The organism is Leptothoe sp. EHU-05/26/07-4 (genome assembly GCF_043421015.1).
In the GTDB taxonomy this organism is placed as follows: Bacteria; Cyanobacteriota; Cyanobacteriia; order Phormidesmidales; family Phormidesmidaceae; genus Leptothoe; species Leptothoe turfae.
Genome location: NZ_JAXSQV010000011.1, coordinates 90,867 through 114,280 on the forward strand (window position 1 = coordinate 90,867; position 23,414 = coordinate 114,280).

Annotated in this window: 7 protein-coding genes; 6 read left to right on the top strand and 1 reads right to left on the bottom strand. The window is 47.1% G+C overall.

Translation table 11 applies throughout. The features are described from left to right. The first annotated feature begins 105 nt into the window (after positions 1-105). From U2F10_RS36345 to U2F10_RS36360, 4 genes are all read left to right on the top strand, one after another. Positions 106-1,266, top strand: a complete 1,161-nt coding sequence (locus U2F10_RS36345; protein ID WP_499874939.1) for a hypothetical protein — start codon at positions 106-108, stop codon at positions 1,264-1,266. A 110-nt stretch (positions 1,267-1,376) separates the two neighbouring features. Continuing rightward, positions 1,377-3,215, top strand: coding sequence for a carbamoyltransferase family protein (locus U2F10_RS36350; protein WP_499874940.1), 1,839 nt, complete (start codon positions 1,377-1,379; stop codon positions 3,213-3,215). A 9-nt stretch (positions 3,216-3,224) separates the two neighbouring features. Continuing rightward, positions 3,225-3,644, top strand: coding sequence for an SxtJ family membrane protein (locus U2F10_RS36355; protein WP_499874941.1), 420 nt, complete (start codon positions 3,225-3,227; stop codon positions 3,642-3,644). Continuing rightward, positions 3,644-3,808: a DUF5989 family protein gene (locus tag U2F10_RS36360; RefSeq protein ID WP_499874942.1), complete on the top strand. Its 165-nt coding sequence runs from the start codon at positions 3,644-3,646 to the stop codon at positions 3,806-3,808. Before U2F10_RS36355 ends, U2F10_RS36360 begins: the two co-directional genes overlap by 1 nt. A gap of 107 nt (positions 3,809-3,915) precedes the next feature. On the opposite strand, the gene U2F10_RS36365 is transcribed toward U2F10_RS36360, so the two are convergent. Then, a complete protein-coding gene (locus U2F10_RS36365; protein ID WP_499874943.1) occupies positions 3,916-4,911 on the bottom strand; it encodes a TauD/TfdA family dioxygenase in 996 nt (331 codons plus the stop codon). A 642-nt stretch (positions 4,912-5,553) separates the two neighbouring features. Here U2F10_RS36365 and U2F10_RS36370 point away from each other — a divergent pair. After that, positions 5,554-12,444 carry an SDR family NAD(P)-dependent oxidoreductase gene (locus U2F10_RS36370; protein ID WP_499874944.1) on the top strand — a complete coding sequence of 2,297 codons (6,891 nt, stop codon included), beginning with the start codon at positions 5,554-5,556 and terminating at the stop codon, positions 12,442-12,444. After that, on the top strand, positions 12,441-23,411 hold the full coding sequence (locus tag U2F10_RS36375) for an SDR family NAD(P)-dependent oxidoreductase (protein ID WP_499874945.1): 10,971 nt from the start codon (positions 12,441-12,443) through the stop codon (positions 23,409-23,411). The genes U2F10_RS36370 and U2F10_RS36375 overlap by 4 nt, the downstream gene beginning before the upstream one ends. Positions 23,412-23,414: the final 3 nt, after the last annotated feature.

Sequence of the window (23,414 nt, forward strand, 5' to 3'; positions counted from 1 at the left end):
ATATATAAGCATTGAGCTAGTCGCTAGTGGTTAGGACTTGTTTGGAGTTGTTTAGACTGATCTCGTGAGTCTTATTTGAAAGGATTTGAGGACTTTCTGGCTAACATGAAAATGCGTTTCAAAGATGTTAAATCGGGATTTGGATTGATCGGAGTTAATGCTGCGGCCACACTTGTATTTATATTTCTGTTAAACGCACTGAGCAATGTTGTGCTTTTGATCTATAAAATGGCTGAGTATCGCGCTATTATCAATCAGGAAAGAGATATGGCTGCTCTGCCTAACTATGAGGATAATAGCGAGTTCTCTGAGATTCATTTCCAGGAATTTGCTCACCTCCCGGTGCAGTATGAGCCCTTTATTGGATGGTCAAGGCTCCCTTTTCAAGGTAGAACTATTACTGTTGATGTTGAAGGGAATCGTCTTCATCCTAATACTCAAACCAGTCCAAAGGGACTTCCCTCTAAAGCAGTTCACTTTTTTGGTGGTTCTACTATGTGGGGGACTGGTGCGTCTGACTACGAAACTATTCCAGCCTTCTTCAATGAAGATACTGGAATACCAAGTTTTAATCTTGGCGAGACTGGGTTTAACGCTCGACAATCACTTGCACAACTGATTCAACTTTTAACCGTTTCTGACAAGGATATTAACTCTGTTGTTTTTTACGATGGTGTTAATGAGGTTTTATCCTTATGTCGCTCTGAACATGATGTTGGTGAGCATATTCGTGCGCATCGAATGAGAGAAGTGCTCAACGATCAGGTCAATGCCATTCCTTTGTCAGAATTTCAGTACTATTTGGATTTTATGTTTTTACGCGGAAGCCGGTCTTTGGTCTTTGGCATCGCACAAGCTCAATCCGATAAGCAACCTTGGAATTGTGATACCCAACCTCAGAAAGCTAGACAGGTTGCTAAGAGTCTACTTAGGACTTGGGAGTTAGCCCATAGTATTACTGAAAAAGAAGGGATTCGGTTTTTAGCAGTTCTTCAACCTGTTGCATTTCTGGGAAACCCTAAGCTTGATCATATTAGTCATTTGCAAGATGACGATAATCCTTTAGGCAAACAGTTTAGAGCAGTTTATCCCTTAATTCAGGAGCTTATTCGTGAGCGTCAGTATGACTGGATTGTGGATTATACCAATCTATTTTCAATGGACGAATATATTTACGTTGATTTCTGCCATGTGGCAGCTAATGGAAATAAGATTGTTGCCCAACAGGTGTCTAAAGATTTAGATATTGTCTGGAGGGCTAATTAATTGACTGTTAAGCATTTTTAACTGTCGATTATTGATGCTTGAGAGGGATGATCAAACGAGTCCAGGAGTCGTGCCGATCATACTAAACCCAAATGATAGGAACTTGAAATATGAAAATTCTTGGAATTTCCGCATATTATCATGATAGTGCTGCTGCTTTAGTAATTGATGGTGAAATTATCGCGGCTGCTCAAGAGGAGCGATTTTCTCGTCAAAAGCACGATTCGCGTTTTCCAGGTCGTGCTATAACCTATTGTCTTGAAGCAGCAGGAATTCGGCTTCAAGATTTGAATAATATTGTCTTTTATGAAAAACCTTTAGTCACTTTTGAACGTCTTCTAGAAACTTATCTAGCCTATGTGCCAAAAGGCTTTCGGTCTTTTATGATGGCAATGCCAGTGTGGCTTAAGGAAAAGCTATATCTTAAAGCTGTATTAAAGAGGGAACTAGCTACTCTTGGTGGATGTCGTCGCTCACAGCTTCCTCAGCTTTTATTTACTGAGCATCATCAAGCCCATGCAGCTTCTGCGTTTTTTCCTAGTCCTTTCCAACAAGCTGCCGTACTTTGTTTAGATGCTGTTGGAGAATGGGCTACCCTGTCTTGTTGGCATGGTAAGAAAAATCAACTGATTCCTGAATGGGAACTTGACTTTCCTCACTCTCTTGGACTACTGTACTCTGCTTTTACCTACTACACTGGTTTCAAAGTCAATTCTGGTGAGTATAAATTGATGGGGCTTGCCCCCTATGGAGAACCCAAGTATGTAGATAAAATTCTAGAACACTTGTTGGATATCAAGCCTGATGGTACCTTTCGACTAAATCTAGACTATTTTGACTATATGACTGGGCTGACCATGACTAGTCACAAGTTCCACACCCTGTTTGGAGGACCACCCCGCCAGCCTGAAAGCGTAATTACCCAGCGAGAGATGGATCTTGCGGCTTCAATACAGAAGGTAACTGAAGAAATTGTTCTTCGACTTGTTAAGACAGTACATAACGAAACGGGTGAGAAGAACCTATGCCTGGCTGGAGGATGTGCTCTAAACTGCGTTGTAAATGGGCGTATTTTACGGGAAAGTCCCTTCTCTGAACTTTGGATTCAACCTGCTGCTGGGGATGCTGGTGGGGCTTTGGGGGCGGCATTGGCTGGCTGGTATCAGTACCATGCTCAGCCGAGAGTACCTCAGAATCAGGATATGATGCAGGGAGCCTACTTGGGGCCTGAATTTACTCGGAATGAAATTTATCACTATCTTGAAAGAATTGGGGCGCACTATCAGCTTTTAACAGATACCGAACTTTTTTATCAAGTGGCCGAGTTGTTAGCTCAAGAAAATGTTATCGGTTGGTTTCAAGGTCCTATGGAATATGGACCACGGGCACTGGGTAATCGTTCAATCATTGGCGATCCCCGTAGTGCTAAAATGCAGTCTATTATAAATTTAAAGATTAAATATCGAGAATCTTTTAGGCCCTTTGCACCCGCAATTTTGAAAGAGCGGGTTACCGACTACTTTGAAATTGATCGTCCGAGTCCATATATGTTATTGGTTGCTTCACTTCAGAAAGAACAGAGGATACCCCTGTCTCCAGAGCAAGAACAACTATCAGGAATTAAAAAGTTAAAAGCCATTCGCTCAACGCTACCAGCAATTACCCACGTTGATTACTCTGCTAGGATACAGACGGTCGACGCAACTACGAATCCTCGTTTTCATAATTTGCTGTCTAGCTTTGAGCAAAAAACAGGCTGTCCAGTATTGGTAAATACCTCTTTTAATGTTAGAGGTGAACCTATTGTTTGTTCACCAGAAGATGCTTATCGATGCTTTATGCATACTGAAATGGATTATCTTGTTCTTGATAACTATATTCTAGCTAAATCGGAACAGACTTCATGGGAAAAAGATAACTCATTACAAACAACGTTTGAACTAGACTAGGAAAGTTTGATGAATTTGCCAAGCAATAGTGTATCTAAGCCTGCTAACCGTCAGGAGTTACGACATTTTGGTCTGCTTACAAGTTTGATCCTTGTTATCCTATTTGGATTTCTACTACCCTGGCTAAGACATCATGTTAGACCTCAATGGCCCTGGTTAATAGGCGCTGTACTTAGCGCTTTAGCATTGGTAGCACCTATGGCCCTTCAGCCCATTTATCACGGATGGATGAAAGTAGGACTTGTACTTGGCTTTATTAATACAAGAATCATTCTTGGTGTGATTTTTTATGGTCTACTTACTCCAATAGGTTGGTTGATGGGGATTCTGAATAAACGAACGTTGCCCCGGGCCTTTGATTCTGAAGCCCTTACCTATCGTATAACTAGTGATTCAAAGTCAATTATCAATATGGAGAAGCCATTTTAATGTTAGATTCCTTTATTGATTCCATAAAAGATTTATGGGATTTCATCAATGCTCGTAAAAAATACTGGCTTGCACCATTAATTGTTACCTTAGTGTTGGTAGGTGCTTTAATTGTTTTTGCTCAAGGTTCAGCGATCGCACCTTTTATTTATACTCTTTTCTAGGGTAAGTGTATTACAGTTCAGACCTTTAGCAAGACTGGTAAAGGTCTGAACTGACATCAATTTCAGGATCAATAGCTTGGAACTGCTTTAGTGTTGCAGCGACGAAATTAGTTTTGTTCTGGTGCTAAGCTATGACTGCCAACAATAGAGACTAGAATTTTACGATCACCTTCAAACGGCATCCTGCCATGCATAGTAAGCATATTATCGATAATGAGAAGATCTCCTTCCTGCCAAGGAAAACGTATTGATTCTTGCAGACAAGTTTGTCTAATCTTTTCTATCCATTCTTCCTTAATTAAGGTTCCATCTCCAAAGTAGGCATTCATAGGCAGATCATCTTCTTTGCCAGCATATAGTTTCTTGAGTGCTTGGTAGTAAGTGTCTCCCAAACTCGACAGGTGAAACTGGTCTACTTGATTAAACCAAACCCATTCGCTAGATATGGGATGCTGCACAACTGCAGGACGTATCTGCTTAATATATAGATTGGAGTCATTCTTCCATCTATATTCACATGCCGGATCCTGTTGAAGGTAAGATTCGACCCATGCTTTGTCCTGTGTTTCGAAAGTATCTTGCCAAGATGGCCCAAGACCTTTTCCATCATGTAGATTTCGAATGTACATAACCTTTTTATTAACTAGCGCTGATAGAATATCTCCATCTAATTGCTTTAAAAGTTGACGACCATCTACTATGGGAGTCTCTCCACCTTTCTGGGATGCTCTACAACAGCAGAATAGAAGTTTCTCCGGCCACGTATGAGAATAGGAAAGTTCATTATGCAGCGTGATAGTTTGCGCTGCTGGATACTCTGTCGAAGTGTAAACTCCATCACCTACTAGAGATCTAGGGGAATTTCCATCTACGTAACCTGAAGGATTTCCAAAAATGAGCTGAACGTAATCTTTTAACCGTTCAGGATCATTGATAGAGAACCCTCGGAAGAGAATTGCACCATACTTGAGGATTTTTTCTTCTACAAGCTCTCTGTTTCTCTGATGCCACGCTAACAAAGCCTCAATATTTTGATCTTCAGTTGACGATACTTCTATGCACAGAGGCTGATAGCTTGTTGCCTCCAAAAGCTTTATTTCCATTGAAGCTACTCCTTAATCATAGCAGAGACAATAAAACAACTTTCACATACCATTTCTGTAGATGGCGTTGTCTCTAAACCCTCTATCATCTAGCTAGAATTTTGGATATTTGTCAACATTAGCGTTAGCTTTCTCTAGGTACTCACTTGAAAATGGATGCTTGTAGTTCTGAATACTCTCTGGTTGTTAACAATCTGTTGTATGGTAGAACACTTGATTCGCTATTACTGAAGTGTTATTCTTGTATGAAGAGAGTTAAGCCTTTTAAAAAATATTCTCTCCTATGTTTGACTAGGCGTTGAATGTGTTTGTCTAATAAAAGCTCTGATTAGAGATGATTTATAGAAATGTAGAGTTTAGTAGGTGGCTCAATTGTTTCTATATAGCTAGGCTGTGATGTATCTGGTTTTTCTTTTAGGATTGTTACTGCCGATAATTATGCTGCAGTCTCTTTATGATTTGAGTTTTCAGATCAATGGTTGTTCTGAGGTTAGAGCTTAAAGGTAAGTCTTGGAGGCGCTAAGTTGCTCTGAGGTCAATTCTGGTTTTAATGGCACAAAGATGTCAATGGTTGGACCAACTATATGATGGTATGGAAATTTATTTTTATACTGCCTGATTTTAGAAATTTGGGGATAATTTATGATGTTAGGCCAAGATGCGACATTTGTTGATATTCTGTGTCATCGCGCAGAAGAACAACCAGGTTCTCTTGCCTACAGATTTCTGGAGATGGGTGAGACTGAGACGGAGAGATTTACCTACCTGTCTCTAGATTACAAGGCTAGGGAGATTGCTGCGCACTTACAGTCTCGCTGTGCCTTTGGTGAACGTGCATTGTTGATCTATCCACCAGGGCTGGATTTTATAGCTGCCTTTCTGGGGTGTCTGTATGCTGGGGTTGTTGCTGTTCCAGCGTATCCGCCGCGACGCAATCAGCGGCTTACTCGATTGCAGGCTATTGTAGCAGACTCCCAGGCAGCCATTGCATTGACAACATCAGAATTGTTATCTGTTTTAGAAGAGCTGAAATCGTCTGAATCTGTTAAATTTGACTGTCTTGCGACTGACCATAGTGATTACGGTCTGGCAGACGCTTGGATTCGGCCTAAATTAGCTCAAGATACTCTTGCTTTTTTGCAATACACTTCAGGTTCGACAGGAACTCCTAAAGGTGTGATGGTCAGCCATGGGAACTTGACTTGTAACTCCGCCATGATTGCAAGTCGATTTGGTAATGATCATCAGTTGCGTGGGGTAATATGGCTTCCTCCGTATCACGATATGGGACTGATCGGCGGTATTCTTCAGTCTGCTTTCGTTGGGGCATCGGTAACTTTGATGGAGCCTGTGAGCTTTCTTCAGAAACCTTTACGCTGGTTGAAAGTAATATCCAGGTATAAAGGAACTGTTAGTGGCGGCCCCAACTTTGCCTATGATCTCTGTACTCAGAAAATCACGGTCGAGCAGCTCGAAGAATTGAATTTGAGCAGTTGGCAGGTGGCATTTACTGGAGCCGAGCCTGTCCAGCTTGAAACGCTTAGACGATTTGCTACCAAGTTTGAACCTTGTGGATTTCGCTGGGAAGCATTTTATCCTTGTTACGGTATGGCCGAAACAACCCTAATCATTGCAGGTGGAGATAGATCTAAAGCACCCAGTGTCTGCACAGTTGAGAATATTGCTCTAGCGGAGAACAGAATTGTTCCAAGTCCCCCAGACAGTGAGACTAGTCAGTCAATTGTAGGGTGTGGTCCAGCGGGACCAGAGATGCAAGCGATTATTGTTGAACCGACATCGACAGTCCCTTGCCAGGAGGGGCAAGTGGGAGAGGTTTGGGTCTCTGGAAAAAGTGTAGCTCAGGGTTATTGGAATCAACCTGAGTTGAGTGATCAATGCTTTAATGCTCGTTTGGCTGAAGACCAGAGCCAGTGTTTTCTGCGCACAGGTGATCTGGGATTCATTCAGGGGGAGGAGCTGTTTATTACAGGACGTTTAAAGGATGTCATTATCATCTATGGCCGTAACCACTATCCCCAGGATATTGAACGCACCGTTGAGCAGTGCCATCCTGCACTCCGGCCTTCTGCAGGAGCAGCTTTTGGGGTTAATGTGGAGCAACAGGAACGACTGGTCATTGTTCAGGAAGTCGAGCGTCGTTATCTCCGTAAGCTCGATGTTGTAGAGATTGCTAAATCTGTCCAACAAGCTATTTCAGACCATCATGGATTACAGGTTTATGCGCTCTTGTTGCTGAGAACGGCTAGTATTCCTAAAACATCGAGTGGTAAGATTCAGCGCCATGCTTGCCGCCAGGGATTTTTAGAAGAAACCCTGAGTGTTGTTGGTCGTTGGGATAGCGAAGCGAATTCACAATCGAATCCTTCAGTGGAAACAGATATTCAACAGCCGTCTCATGGGTTTGTTTTGTCTACCCAGAGTCATTTGATGCAGACTGATGAGCAGAGTCTAGTAGTAGCTACTACTGCGTGGGATACTTCGGAGACATCGGCTATTCGACACTGGTTAATTACTAAGATAGCGGAGGCATCAGGTCTTAAGCCTCAGAGTATCGATCCGAATCGACCCCTAGGAGAATATGGGCTCAGCTCTGTACAGGCTGTGGGACTATCTGGTGAGTTGGAAGCCTTACTGGGTCGTCGAATTTCGTCGACGGCTATCTATGAATATCCAACTATTGAGCAACTAGCTTTGTTTCTAGCCAGTGGAGAAGATGCTTTTCAAGTTTCTCAGGCAAGGAAAATGTACACTGACAGTAGGACGACAGAGGACATTGCAGTAGTTGGTTTAGGTTGTCGTTTCCCAGGGGGTAAAACCCCTGAAGACTTCTGGGAGCTTTTGGCCCAGGGGCAGGATGCCATTACTGAGGTGTCGGTAAATCGTTGGAATGTTGAGCATTTCTACAGTGAAACACCCGCAACACCAGGCAAAATGAATACTCGCTGGGGCGGCTTTCTGGAGAACATTGAGCAATTTGATGCTCAATTTTTTGGCATTTCACCGCGAGAGGCCCATTGGATGGATCCTCAACAACGTCTGGTGTTGGAGGTTTGTTGGGAAGCTCTAGAGCAGGCGGGTATTCCACCTAAAAGTTTAGCGGGAACTACAGCGGGAGTATTTCTTGGCATTAGTACTTCAGACTACTCATGGCTAACGCCCTCATGGCAGACGATTAATGCTTACGGAGGGACTGGCAATGCATTGAGTATTGCTGCCAACCGTCTATCTTACATCCTGGATCTACATGGTCCGAGTTTGGCGATTGATACTGCATGTTCGTCTTCTCTGGTAGCTGTCCACCAGGCGTGCCAAAGCTTGAGAAACCAGGAGAGTACGTTGGCTATTGTGGGAGGCGTCAATTTGATTCTGACGCCCCATCTAACGCTTACATTTTCCCAGGCACAGATGATGGCATCTGATGGTCGCTGTAAAACGTTTGATGCGGGGGCGGATGGGTATGTACGTGGAGAAGGCTGTGGGGTAGTCATTCTGAAACGTCTGTCCGATGCGGTTCGAGATCAAGATTCAATCTTATCTGTCATTCGAGGGTCTGCGGTTAATCAGGATGGAGGGAGCCATGGTTTAACTGCGCCCAATCGGTTTGCGCAACAGGCAGTGATCGGTCAGGCTTTGCACAATGCGGGAGTGAATGCCGCTGATATTGGTTATGTGGAAGCTCATGGGACTGGCACCCCACTGGGAGACCCCATTGAGATGTCGGCTTTGAAATCAGTTTTAGCAGAAGGACGACAGCCGCATCAACTCTGTTGGGTTGGCTCGGTTAAGACAAATATTGGTCATCTTGAGGCTGCTGCTGGTATGGCAGGTTTGATCAAATCTATTCTGGTTCTACAAAAAGGTGAAATTCCACCTCTACTACATCTTAAGGAACGTAATCCTCATCTTGATCTAGAGGGAACGCCACTAGACATTCCAACATCGCTGCAGTTCTGGCCAGAGGGAATGGACCGCTACGCGGGTGTAAGTTCTTTCGGCTTCGGGGGAACCAATGCCCATGTTGTGTTGCAGGGGCCCCCTGGTTATCAAAATCCCGGTCAGAAGAAGAACTCGGGTTTAACCCTTTCTAGGCCTGGTCATGTGCTGGCGATATCTGCTCGGACCCATGAGGCATTGCAAGATCTTATTGTCAGGTGTTGGGATTATTTGGAGGATAAAATTTCCTTTGATGCAGAGGTTGCGGATTTTTGTTTTAGTCTCAACACGGGGCGCGATCACCATGAATATCGTCTGGCAGTGGTTGTCAATACGTTTGATCAGTTGAAAGGGCGGCTCAAGGAGTTAGTGACCCCGTCCAAGTTATTTGATACTTTATCGATAGCGTCTGCGGCAAAACATCAGGTTAGCCCTGGTGTGTGGATAGGTCAGAGCGCGTATACCCCCCCTAAGATTGTTTTTGTATTTTCAGAACTTTGTGCAGACTATGGGGAGATAGCGAGAACACTTTATGAGACCCAACCGATCTTTCGAGAGACACTTGTTCGGTGTGATGCAATTTTTCAAAGTTATAGTGAACAGTCTTTGCTGGATGGATTACTGACGCCGTCAGCGGATTTGATTTCTGGAGCAGCCTATGGTCAGCCAATCGTATTTGTGGTGGAGTATGCCCTGGCAAAGCTCTGGTGTTCCTGGGGAATTGCCCCCCAAGGAGTTTCGGGATGTGGTTTAGGGGAATATGTGGCGGCTTGTTGTGCGGGAGTTTTTTCGCTGGAAGATGCATTGCGTTTAGTGATAGCGCGAGAAAAGTTAATGCATCCCTATCAGGGGGAGGCTGTTGAGGAGATGTCTCCGTCTTTAATTGGCTCTCTTGTGTTAGAGTTTGCTGAGGTGGCGAAGACTGTGACCTATTATGAGCCCACCTTAGCGGTGATTGCTCATGATTCAGAAATGTCTGATCTATCGGCCATCGTCACTGCGGATTATTGGGCCCATCGTATTGCTCAGTCTGTTGAGTGGATGCCCTGGTCTGAAGGATTGCAGCAACAGGGGTATGAGATCCTGCTTGAAATTGGGAATTCGTCAGTCCTGCGGGATACTGTAACGTCAAGGGGGGCGACTGGAGTTAGCGGTTGGCTGCCGAGTTTAGGGCCTAGCCTATCTGTTTGGGGTACTCTACTAGAGAGTTTGGCGTATCTGTATGTGCACGGTGTTAATGTTGATTGGCGGGGGTTTGATCAGAATTATCCTCGGCAAAGGCTCGAAAACTTACCCACCTATCCCTTTCAGCGTCAGGAATATTGGGTGAGTACTCGAGGAGAGACCTATTGGCAAACGGGCCTAACCCCTGGTGGTCTAACTGCTGCCTCAGAACCGCCATCAGAGCTTTCGGAAGAGACTGTAGAGGGCGTTGTCTGGCGAAATAGTTGGAATGATGAATCGCTGATCCAGGCAGTGGTTGCCACTGGAACATTTACTCCTGAACAGAGGCAGGTGCTGCCACAGCTGATATCTCAGTTAAAAACTGTATTGAGATCGCAATACCAAGAAGACCAGCTAGCTAAACAGGTTATGCAGTGGGGGTATCAAATTCAGTGGCAGCCTTTGCCCCCAGAACAGTGGAGTTCCCAGACGACAGATCTGAATACTCAGCCAAAACACTGGCTGATTTTTTCAGATAAAACAGGTCTGGGAGAGGCGATTAGCAAGCACTTAAGGCAGGCAGGGCATGTGTGTACTGTTGTTTATGCTGGGTATACTTATCAATGTCTGGACGACCACACCTATTCTCTGCATCCATCAGTAGCGGATCAGCTGGCTCAGCTATGGTCTAGTCTATCGGCAACAGAAATTCCGCCCATTGAGCAGATAGTCCATCTGTGGAGTCTGGATACTAATGCTACTGACACCCTAACACTTACGGCCTTAGAACAGGCCCAGCAGTTAGGATGTGCCAGTGTTTTACATCTGGTACAAATGTTGTTGCGATCTCAACAGCAACCGTTACCAAAACTTTGGCTAATTACGCAACGTGCCCAGGTGACGCAGGTTGAAGATCGCGACAAATTGTCTGTAGCTCAGACCCCACTGTGGGGAGTCGGTCGGGTGCTGAGTTTAGAACGCCCTCAACTTTTGGGAGGGATGATCGATCTAGATGACACAACAGAACAGCAAGGAGAACGGCTGCTCCAGTTGATTGAGCAACCGCATCACTCAGAAGATCAATTTGCGATGCGCCAGGATGAGTTCTATGTACCACGTTTAGTTAAGCAATCGCTTGTTGCTCCCCCTGCCCAAGTCAGCTTGCAGCAAGATGGCACCTATTTAATTACAGGGGGACTGGGTTTTCTTGGTTTGCATATGGCCGATTGGTTGGTGCGTCAGGGAGCACAGCACTTAGTATTGGTGGGGCGTCGGGCTGCCAATACTGACGCCAAAGCCGCGATTTCTCAGTGGGAAGAAAAAGGCGTTCATGTGAGAGTTTGTCAGTCGGACATAACTCAGCTAGAGTCTGTCAAGATGGTTTTGAAAGAGATTGAAACCTCTATGCCGCCTTTGCGAGGTCTTATCCACGCTGCGGGTATGGCCGGATTTGACCCCATTGAAAACATTAGCTGGCAAGATTTTATGGCGGTGCTCAGCCCGAAGGTGCAAGGCACTTGGCTCCTTCATCAGCTGACGCAACCTTATGCCCTTGATTTTTGGATGAACTGTTCTTCTATTGCTTCAGTGTGGGGGTCAAAAGGACAGTCCCACTATAGTGCTGCCAATCTTTTCTTAGACGGGTTTTCGCATTATCGTCACAGCCATGGTCATCCTACCCTCAGCATCAATTGGGGACCCTGGGATCAAGGGGGGATGATTCAGGAGAAAGAGCGATTCTTGTTAGAACAAATGGGCGTAGGTTTGCTGCAGCCATCGGAAGCTGATTATGTCCTTGACTGTCTGTTGTCCACCGAGCAACTAAGCCATACCCCTCAAACAACCATTGCCAATATCCATTGGCCGCGCTTTAAACCCCTGTTCGAGGCAGAGCACCGTCGTCGGCTTATGGCCTTGATTGATATCGGGTCTACGCCTTCGCGTAAGATCACCACACCAGCTTCATCAACCCTGTTAACTGCTCTACAGGCAGCTCCTGTCGCTGAACGAAAAGATTATTTGCAAGACTATCTCCAAAAAACAGTGGCCGAGGTTTTGGAAATCAATAATGCTCAACCATTGGGATTAGATCAAGGTTTCTTTGATATGGGCATGGATTCTCTCATGGCCATGGATCTAAAAGCGCGTTTAGAGAAAGATTTACAAACTCAGTTGCCTACGACCTTGGCTTTTGAAACACCCAACCTCAGAAGTTTAGCGAAGTATATTACCCAAGAAGTTTTACATTGGCCACTGCCACAGCAGGAGGGCTCACCAACAGTCATGCAAACTTTAGTAGATACCCCTTTGTTCGATAGTCCTGACGCTGCTCAAAAACTCGAAGAAATGAGTGAAGACACCCTTGAGGACTTAATTGATCGTGAGTTGGAAGCCTTGACAGGAGAAGTATTATGAGTAGTGTGCAGGGCTCAGGACAAACATTAACTCCCCTACAGCGTTCAGTTTTGGTAATTGAGAAACTGAAGGCAAAACTAAATGCATTAGAAGCTAGAATCAATGCCCCCATTGCGATTGTTGGTATGGGGTGTCGACTACCTGGTAATGTACGAGATCCACAATCGTTTTGGGAATTGTTATGCACAGGTACTAATGCGATTGACGAGGTACCTGCTGATCGATGGGATGTTAATGCTTATTATGATCGTGACCCAGAGGTTCCTGGAAAAATGTCGACTCGCTACGGTGGATTTTTGCCAGCGGTCGATCAGTTTGATCCTCAATTTTTTGGTATTTCTCCTCGCGAAGCAGTCACGATAGATCCCCAACATCGTTTACTCCTAGAAGTCAGTTGGGAAGCACTGGAACAGGCAGGAATTATTCCAAGTCGGCCCACTGAGAGTACCGTAGGCGTCTTTGTTGGAATCACTTTGAACGACTATGGAACCTTAGCAAAAGAGTCTCTCAGTACCCAAGGATTAGAAGGTCACTATGTTACAGGATTACCTTTAAATGCGGCAGCAGGTCGAATTGCCTATACCTTTGGTTTTACGGGACCTACAGTTGCTATTGATACGGCCTGCTCATCATCGTTAGTGGCAGTGCATCAAGCCTGTCAAAGCTTGAGACAGGGCGAATGTGAAATGGCTTTGGCGGCTGGCGTCAACCTGATTCTGTTGCCAGATAGTATGATCACCACTTCCAATGCCGGTATGCTATCACCTGATGGCCGCTGCAAGACCTTTGATGCGGCGGCGGATGGCATTGGTCGAGGAGAAGGCTGTGGTGTCGTGATCTTAAAGCGGCTTTCAGATGCCTTGGCCCATGGGGATAATGTTTTAGCTATTATTCGTGGTTCGGCTGTCAATCAAGATGGGCCGAGTAGTGGCTTTACGGTGCCTAGTCGGAGCGCTCAGGAAACTCTAATCCGCAAGGCTCTCGCTGCCGCTCGCGTAACCTCTGAAGATGTCAGCTATGTTGAAGCCCATGGTACAGGTACGCCCCTGGGCGATCCGATTGAACTGCGGGCCTTAGCTGCTCTCTTTAAGGCAAGTCGTTCAGCTCAGGAACCGCTGATTTTGGGGTCGGTCAAAACCAATGTCGGGCACCTAGAGGCCGCCGCCGGCATTGTGAGCCTGATCAAGGTAGTTTTGCAGTTGCAACATCGGCAAATTGCTCCCCATATTAACTTTACGACTCCAACTCCCCATGTTGATTGGCAAAAGATGCCGGTGTCGATTCCTACGACAATTAGGCCGTGGACCGCTGTTAATGATCGTCGTATCGCTGGTGTTAGTGCGTTTGGTGCCAGTGGAACCAACGCTCATTTAGTTGTGGAGGAGTTTTGCCGAAGGGTTGATAATTCAGATAGTTCACCAGCTGTTGGGGAGAATGACCCATCTGATCGGCCCCTGCATGTTTTGACTCTATCTGCACGGACTGAAACAGGACTTTTGCAACTCCTAAACCGATATCGAGGATATTTTCAAACAGCGTCAGTTGCCATTGCTGATGTCTGTTATAGCGCCAATATCGGGCGGGCTCATCTGAATCATCGGGTGGCAATTGTGGCTGATACGACAGCAGCGTTACAAAGTCAGCTGGAAATTCTAACGGCGGATTACAGTCAGTCTGCAACCGCAGAAGTTGTACAAGGGGGATATCGCCATAGTCTTTCAGAACTGTCTGCGCCTGCTCCTAAGGTTGCCTTTTTATTTACAGGTCAGGGCTCCCAATCGCCTTATATGGGACAACAACTTTATCAAACGCAGCCGCTTTTTCGGCAGACATTGGATCGATGCGCCCATGTCTTGGCTAATTATTTGGATGTGCCGCTTTTGGAGTTACTTTATCCTGCGAGCAATGCCAATGGCACGGACCTACAGTCTTATATCAACCGTTTAAATAAAACGGCCTATACGCAACCTGTCTTGTTCGCTTTAGAGTATGCCTTGGCTCAAGTCTGGATTGCCTGGATTGGGAAACCTGACGTGGTGATGGGGCACAGTGTAGGTGAGTATGTGGCGGCTTGTATTGCTGGTGTCTTTAGTCTTGAAGATGCCCTCCGGTTAATTGTCGAACGAGGTCGCTTGATGCAGGCGCTGCCGCAAGATGGCCTGATGGTGGCTGTGGAAGCGACGCCCTCTGAGGTTAAGGTTATCCTTGACTGCGACGATTCTGAGGTTGAGATCGCAGCCATCAATGGCCCTAGAAGTCTCGTGATTTCTGGACGACATCAAGCGGTCACAACAACCGTTTCAAAACTGGAAGTACAGGGCATTAAAACCAAGTCGCTGCAAGTTTCCCATGCCTTTCATTCACCGCTGATGGAACCGATGCTGGCAGACTTTGCCCAGGTTGCCGCTGGCATTACCTATGGCATGCCCAAGATTCCACTGATTTCGAATGTCACCGGTAAGCGTGCAGGTCCTGATATTGCAACCCCCCATTACTGGGTACGTCATATTCGTCAGCCGGTTCAATTTGAAGCAGGCATGCGTACCCTGTGGCAACAGAAATGTCGCATCTTTTTGGAAATAGGCCCTAAGTCAACATTATTGGCCATGGGCCAAGCCTGTATACCTGAGTATCATTCTGTTGAAACTGTCTGTCTACCAAGTTTGCGACCTAATCAGCCAGATTGGTTACAGATGCTACGAAGTTTAGCCCACTTATATGTCTTGGGTGTGAAGGTAGATTGGCAACAGTTTGACCAAGAGTATTCCCGTTGCAAGGTCGATTTGCCCCTATCACCTTTTCAAAGACAGCGATACTGGGTCACCCCCTCTAATCAGTCCGTAGCAGCTAAGCTCCAAGAGCATCCTACTTCATCTGTGATTGATCTGTTGCAAAAGGGAGATCTGCAAGCACTGGCTGACGTTTTAGAATTCGATCACCCCCTCAATGCGCAACAGCGACAAACCCTGAATCGACTCTTTCAGAAGCATCAACAACAGACGGTGGCAATTGCTGTTCAGGATTTACTTTACAATCTGGAATGGCACAAAAGTCCTCTGATAGAAGAGGCTCAACAAGATCCAGAAACTGTTGGAGATTGGCTTGTCTTTGCACCGTTTGGCCCCCAGGAAAAGGCAATTGTTTCACAGCTTCAACAAACAGGCTATCGAATCACATGGGTAACGCTGGGAGATATGAATGGCTCTCCCCCTGAAGGGGTTGCCATCTATGCGATGGAAAACTTGAAATCCTCTGAATTTGAAAGGCTCTGGCATTTTCTTCAAACGCAAGCAACTCCGTCGATCACACTTCAAGGTATTCTCTATTGCCCAGGGTTTTTCACCCCCCTATATTCTACTCTAAGCGAGCAGGTAAACACTCTTTGTACAACCCTGCTCCAGCTGATGCAGGGGCTTTTAACCCACCCATTTGAGACTTCCCCAAAACTATGGGTGCTGACTCAGAATGCAGTTGCAGTTGAAGCCTTTACTGAAACACCCTCTGTTGAAGCAGAACCTATGTTGTCTTTGGCCTATGCGCCTGTATGGGGCTTAAGCCGGGTCTTTGGTTTAGAAAATGCCCAGCTTTGGGGTGGGTTAATCGATTTGGATAACCCAACAAATACCCTAGCTACTCAAGCCCAAGCGATTATTGCAGACCTTAGAGCATGTCAGGAAGACCAAATTGCCTATCGTCAGGGCACACGATACGTGGCGCGCTTGGTGAAACGACCGTCACCCCCTTTAGCTAAGGACATCAGTGCAACCATTCACCCAGATGCTACATATCTGATTACGGGAGGCTTAGGTGGTTTGGGGTTAGTAAGTGCCCAATGGCTAGCGGCCAAAGGAGCACGTTATTTGATTCTGCTTTCTCGTAGCGGGGGCAATACTGAGCAACGTCGAGAGGCCGTAACTTACCTGACGGAGGCAGGGGTAAACGTGCTAACCCCGATGGTTGACGTCGCTGATCAGGCTGCTATGGCCAAATTGTTTACCCAAATCCCTCAAGCCTTCCCGCCCTTGCGGGGCATTATTCATGCGGCAGGTGTTGGTGGATTCAATTATATTTCCGAACTTTGCAGCAGCGATTTAGAAACAGTCTTGGCTTCTAAAGTGGCAGGTACCTGGAACTTGCATGAACTCAGTCGGTCATCGGCCTTAGATTTCTTCATCTGCTTCTCTTCGATTGCCAGTGTTTGGGGCTCTGTGGGACAGGCCCATTATGCAGCAGCCAATCAGTTTTTAGATGCTTTTGCCGCCTACCGTCAACAGTTAGGCCTGAGTGCATTGACCATTAACTGGTCTGCAGTGACCGGTGCAGGTATGTTAAAAACAAACAACGCAGTGGACCTGGAGCAGTACCTGAGTCGCATTGGTGTTGGTAGATTACATCTATCTCAGGTAACGGCATCTCTGGAATTTCTCCTGGCTACTGAGACTGGGCAACATGTAGTTGCACCGGTAGATTGGGATCGCTTTCGTAATATTTATGAGGCCGGACGGCGGCGTCCCCTGTTGGACAACTTAGGTCAGTCAGATACGGATAGTGAGTCTATCTCTCAGGGAACTAAAGCGTTTTTGAAAGAACAGCTAGAAGCGAATCCGGCTGCCAAACAATTAAGCCTATTGCAACATTTACTCCAGCGTGAGGTTGGCCAGGTATTGGGCCTCCCCGCAACAGAATTACCTGCCACCGATGTGGGCTTCTTCGAGTTAGGGATGGATTCTCTCATGGCTGTGGAGTTGAAAAGCCGACTCTCCCAACAATTGGGAGACCGCTTACCTGCTACCCTCGCCTTTGATTTTCCAAATATTGAACGCCTTAGCCAATACATCGGGAATGAGGTACTGGGGCTATCTTTAACAGCACCCTCCACCCCATCGGTCACGGTTCAAACCCATGCCCATGATCCCATTGCCATTGTTGGTATGGCCTGTCGATTCCCAGCAGGTATCGACACCCCCGATGACTTTTGGCAACTTTTACAAACCGGGGGCGATACTCGTAGCCAAATCCCTTCAGAACGCTGGAATCTAGATAACCACTACGATCCCGATCCCGATATTCCGGGGAAGATGTATACCCGTTTTGGACACTTTCTGACAGCAGTGGACCAATTTGACCCGGGATTCTTTGGTATCTCTCCTCGAGAAGCAACGGCAATGGATCCCCAACACCGTCTACTGTTAGAGGTGAGTTGGGAAGCACTAGAACGAGCAGGACATCCGGTTGATCGATTGTCAGAAGCTCCTGTCGGGGTGTTTATCGGTAATGATGGTCAAGACTATCCAAGATTGTTAGCTCGTCATTTGGAGCATCATCCTGACAGTCCTCTGTCCACCTATTTGGGTACCGGGGTGGCACTATCTAGTGCGCCGGGGCGGATTGCTTATGCCTTTGGGTTTACGGGGCCAGCCATGGCCATCGATACTGCCTGTTCCTCGTCTTTGGTTGCTGTCCATCAAGCATGCAACAGTTTGCGTCAGGGAGAATGTTCTGTTGCTCTGGCCGGTGGTATTAAGTTGCATCTGACCCCAGATGGGTTTATTGGCACGTCTAAAGCGAAAATGCTGGCCCCCGATGGCCGCTGCAAGACCTTTGATGCGTCAGCCGATGGCTATGCTCGCGGAGAAGGCTGTGGAATGGTAGTGCTCAAACCCTTGTCCCAAGCGATCGCAGACCGAGATAACGTGTTAGCAGTGATTCGGGGCAGCGCCGTCAATCAAGATGGCCCTAGTGGTGGACTGACGGTGCCTAATGGTCAGGCCCAGCAGCGTTTGCTACGTCAGGCTTTAGTGAATGCTGGTGTAGAGCCAGGAGAAATTGACTATTTGGAGGCCCATGGCACTGGCACTAGTTTAGGAGACCCGATTGAACTCACAGCAGCGGCAGCCGTCTTAGGCGAGGGACATTCTACCGAGTTGCCACTGTGGATTGGAGCCGTGAAGACAAATATTGGTCACCTAGAGGCAGCAGCTGGTATTTCTGGCTTGATCAAGGTGGTGCTAGGGATGCAGCATCGAGTTATTCCCCCCCATCTGCATTGTCAATCCCCTAACCCGAATCTGGACTGGTCACAGATGCCGATGCAAGTGGTACAACGGCTAATGCCTTGGCCTGAACAGGGACAGCCGTTGGCAGGCATCAGCTCCTTTGGTTTCACGGGAACCAATGCCCATGTGATTGTTGAGGCGGCACCGTCGCTAGTAGCACCTGAACTCCCAGACCATGAATTCCTAGGAGAGTCTCCCTGGCAGGTGCTTACCCTATCAGCTAAAAATGCAGAGGCCCTAAAGTCGTTGGTCCATCGATATCACCATCATTTGGCTACCCATCCCCATTTGGATCTCGGCGATATCTGTTTTAGTGCAAATACGGGACGCACCGCATTTGCACATCGGCTCGCTCTGGTGGCTAAAACCTATGAAGATATGCAGTTGCAACTACAGTATGTGGCTACCCAGGAAGGGGGGAATGAGGGACCTGGTTGGGACTCCCTCCAGCATTACAACATGGGCAAATCCTCAAAGTCGGCTGATATTGTTTTTCTATTTACCGGTCAGGGGTCTCAGTTTGAGCATATGGGGCGTCAGCTTTATGAGACTTTGCCGATTTTTCGAGAGACTTTAAATACCTGTGATCGGCTGTTGCAATCTGAGTTAGACCATTCACTCTTGGAGGTGCTCTATCCCCCTGCAGGAGAGCCATCGCTTCTGCATACTGCGGCCTATACTCAGCCAGCGTTGTTTGCTGTCGAGTATGCCCTCGCTTGTGTCTGGCGTGACTGGGGGATTGAACCTGATGCGGTGATGGGGCACAGTTTGGGAGAATATGTGGCTGCCTGTGTAGCTGGGGTCTTTTCCCTTGGGGATGCTCTGAAGTTGGTTGCTGCCCGTGGCAGATTGATGCATGCCTTGCCCGCCAACGGCACAATGATTTCCCTGATGGCCTCGTCTAAACAGGTGGGGACGGTTATTCAGACGCTTGGGAATAGGTCAGACGAAGTTGCGATCGCAGCCATAAATGGTCCTCAAAGTACGGTAATTGCTGGCTGCTCAGCCAGTGTCAATGCAGTTGCTGCAAGCTTAACGGACCAAGGAATAAAAGCACGGCCCTTGAGGGTTTCCCATGCCTTTCATTCCCCACTGATGGCCCCAATGGTGGCCGACTTTGAGCAGGTGGCCCAACAGATTACCTACCAGGCACCCGCCATTAAACTCATTTCAAATGTCACAGGCCAGGTACTCACTCCAGAAGACCTCACCTCTGCTTACTGGTGTTGCCACATTCTTTCTCCCGTTCAGTTTGCGGCGGGAATGACCTGCCTCCATCAAATCAGTCATCAAGCAGAACATCAAATCTTTATAGAATGTGGTCCCAAGCCAACCTTGTTAAGCATGGGCCGCGATTGTTTGCCCGATGGAGTTGGCCATTGGATACCGAGTTTGCGCTCTGGGCAAGAAGACTGGGAAACCCTACTGCACAGCCTGGGAGAACTGTATGTGCAGGGAATCCCTGTTAATTGGCAGGCCGTTTATCGCTCCACAACTCAGCGTAAAGTGAATTTGCCCACCTACCCCTGGCAACATCAGCGATATTGGGTGGAGACTCCAGAACTTTCAACGGCGACAGTCAATGGAGGTACATCATCCCCCACCGATACAGCTGAAGCATCCACCTCAATTGTGCAGTTATTGCAACAAGGAGATACTCAAAAGCTGACCCAATTACTGCTGCAAAACACAGACTTTTCCGCTGAACAAACCCAGTTACTACCTACCCTGGTGGAATATTTGGTTGAACAGCAACACCAACAGGAACAACCGGCATCGCTTCCAGACTGGTTTTATGACGTCGAATGGCAGCCCCAAGGTCGCTTCATCGACGGACAATGCCCTAACTATTTACCTGAAGCTAATGTCATCGCCCAAACCTTGCAACCCACTCTGGCAGAGCTAATCTCCCCTGAAGGACTAGCCCAACATACGGCCTTTATGGCTCAGTTGGAAACCCTCAGCGTTGACTATATTGTGATGGCACTGCAGGACATGGGGTGGCAGTTTCCACAACATCAGTCATTTACAACGGCCGCAGTCGCTCAACAGCTGGGCATTGTTTCACAGCAGAGAAAACTCTTTGAACGTCTCCTTGAAATTTTAGCAACTGTCGGGATTGTCCAAGCTGATGCTGATTCCTGGCAGGTGAGACAACAACCTGATCCGCCCCAATCCCCCAGTCAGGCGCTGGCCGTTGCTGAGCTACCTGCAGAAGCTGTCTTACTTCAGCAGTGTGGCAACCGTTTGAGTGACGTGTTGCTGGGAGTCGTTGACCCGGTACACGTTCTCTTCCCGGCAGGAGATACCACCACTCTGACCCGACTCTATCAAGATTCACCCGGTAATAGAGTCATGAATACGCTGGCCCAAAAGGCACTGACAACAGCGTTAACTGATCTACCGGCGGACCGAGCTGTGCGTATTCTGGAGATTGGTGCTGGCACGGGAGCCACCGCCAGCTATCTCTTGCCACAGCTTAATCCTCATCAGACGGAGTATGTTTTTACTGACATCGGCCAGGGTTTCTTAACCCTGGCCCAGGAAAAATTTCAGGATTTTCCATTCATTAGCTATCAACTCCTGGATATTGAAACTGACCCCCAGGGCCAGGGCTTTGAACCCCATAGCTATGACATTATAATTGCAACCAATGTTCTACATGCGACCCAGTCCCTGGCAACGACCCTAAGGCATGTGCAACAACTCCTGAGTCCAGGTGGATTACTAATCCTGATTGAAGCCACTGAACGTCAACGCTGGCTTGATCTGACCTTTGGATTGTTAGATGGCTGGTGGCGCTTTACTGATTATGACCAACGTCCTAACCATCCTTTGTTGGATGCAGCCACGTGGGGGCAAGTGCTGCTGGATAATGGATTTAACTCGGTAAAAGCAGTTCCGTCCCCCGAAAATAGCGGTTCTCTAATACTAGCCAAAACAGCTCCCAATCCGGTCACTCAAGCAGTTAAAAACTGGCTGATTCTAGCTGATCAGCAGGGAGTGGGTCAGGGCCTGGCAGATCAATTAGAAGCCTCGGGGGATCAGTGCACATTGGTGTTTGCGGGTCAGCATGATCAGCAGCGTAGCGCCAATATTTATACCGTTAATCCCCAGACGTCTTTGCCATCCTTTATTTCCCAAAGACTAGCTGAGACGACCATTCACGGCATTATCCATTGCTGGGCAATAGATAATGCCCAGCCACCGAATCTAAAGGCGTTTCAGCTACCGAATCTATTAGGCGATAGCTTTAAGGAGTCTTTACATCAAGGATGTGGCACGGCCCTATCGGTTGTTCAAGGAATTGTGCAGGAGCCCCCTTCCACTATCCCCCGGCTGTGGTTCGTGACTCAGGGAGCCCAGGCAACCCCTGCAGTCTCACCTGGGTCTGCTGGTCTCAATCAGTCGCTACTGTGGGGCTTTGGCAAAAGTTTAGATCTCGAACACCCAGAACTTCAATGTGTTCGAGTTGATTTAGCCGTCGCTGTACCTCTAGAACAGCAAATACAGAACTTATGGGCCGAAATTATATCGACCCATCCGGAGGAGCAGGTTGCCTTGAGGGGAGAAAATCGCTACGTAGCTCGCTTAGCGCGACGTCATTTCTCGCCGCCCCGAGGAGACGATAAAACGCTGTCGTGTCAGCCATCAGCAACCTATCTCATTACTGGTGGTTTAGGTGGGTTAGGGCTGCTATTGGCTGATTGGTTAGTACAACGAGGGGCGAGACATTTGGTCTTGGTCACTCGGGGGGGAATGAGAACAGCAGCTGAAGCGCCTATTGCCCGAATGAGGGCCATGGGTGTCAAGGTGGTCGTTGCCCAGGCTGATGTGTCTGACCCCAGTGCTTTAAGCCAGGTTATAGAGGATATCGAACAATCTTTACCACCGCTGCGTGGAATTTTACATGCCGCTGGTGTGCTTTCCGACGGTATTATCCGACAACAGACCTGGGAAACGTTTTTGCCTGTTATGGGACCAAAGGTTTTGGGTAGCTGGTATCTACACCAACTCACCCAAGAGTTATCTCTTGACTTCTTTGTTCTCTTTTCTTCAACGGCTTCTCTGTTTGGCTCTCGGGGGCAAAGCAATCATGCAGCAGCCAATGCATTTCTAGATAGTCTGGCCCACTTTCGACAATCGCAAGGTCTACCAGCCTTGAGTATTCACTGGGGGCCCGTGTCTAAGGTAGGAGCAGCGGCCAACAATGATCAGCTGGAGGCCTATATTCAGAAACTAGGGATGGGTATGATTGCCCCAGAAAATGTTCTGCAGGGTATGGAAGTAATGATCCAAAGTTCTCTGGCAGAGGTGGCCATGGTACCCATTGAGTGGCCCACGTTTCTATCTAATATACCTGAGCAGAATTCATTTCTGGCTCACTGGCAAACTGTTAAATTATCCTTGGAAACCACTCCTGAAACTTCCGAGTTTCGGCAAAAATTCCAGAAAATGGGACCAGCTGATCGTCGCGATTACTTGATTAATCATTTGCAAAATCAGGTTTCTCAAATTCTCGGCTTTAACTCTTCTCAGGCTATTAGTTTGAAGGAGGGGCTGTTTGACTTAGGGATGGATTCATTGACTGCTCTGGAATTTCGAAACCGACTGCAACGCAGCTTACAGTGTTCAATTCCAACTACGGTTGCCTTTGACTACCCCACCCTTACTGATTTGGTTGATTTTCTCTTGCAACAGCTCTTGGAAACAGACGATCCCCTGGTAGAATCTGTCTCAGAGCCAATGTCAACATTAGTCGCAGACATTGGCCATCCATTATCAATACCTTCCCAGGATAAGGAGATCTCCCCTCCATCAGATCCAGCACAATCGGCAGCATTAGAATATCTTTCTGATGAAGAAGCTGAAACTTCCCTAATGCAAACTTTAGAAAATCTGGGGTTCTGAACC